A 502-nucleotide genomic window follows, 5' to 3' on the forward strand; every position below is an offset into this window, starting at 1 on the left:
TGATATGTCGTTCTTTATGGATAAAAAGCTCGACCACGGCCTTTTCTCGCCGCTTTCGGCGCTGTTGCCCTGGGATGAAGCGCAGGGGTGGCCGACGGCGGTGATCCCGTTACAGATCGGCGTGCTGCAATTTCCGGTACCAAGCGCGCGCCGTTGTTACAAACTCGGCCAGGCGCTGCGCCGGGCGATTGAAAGCTTCCCGGAAGATATCAATGTGGCGATTGTCGCGACCGGCGGGCTCTCGCATCAGGTTCATGGCGAGCGCTGCGGATTTAATAATCCCGACTGGGATGCCCAGTTTGTTGATATGCTGGTTAATGACCCGGAAAAGCTTACCGAAATGACCCTTGGCGAATATGCCGAGCTGGGGGGGATGGAGGGGTCCGAAGTAATCATGTGGCTGGTGATGCGCGGCGCGCTATCAGCCAATGTCACCGAAACCTGGCGCGACTATTACCTGCCCTCGATGACCGGTATCGCCACGCTGATCCTTGAGAACAAT

Annotated in this window: 1 protein-coding gene; it reads left to right on the plus strand. The window is 57.2% G+C overall.

Going from position 1 to position 502, the window contains the following annotated elements:
* Nucleotides 1–502 (plus strand): DODA-type extradiol aromatic ring-opening family dioxygenase (locus tag HGP29_RS28705; protein WP_262889560.1); only part of this gene is annotated, 502 nt, incomplete at both ends.

Source organism: Flammeovirga agarivorans, from assembly GCF_012641475.1.
In the GTDB taxonomy this organism is placed as follows: domain Bacteria; phylum Bacteroidota; class Bacteroidia; order Cytophagales; family Flammeovirgaceae; genus Flammeovirga; species Flammeovirga agarivorans.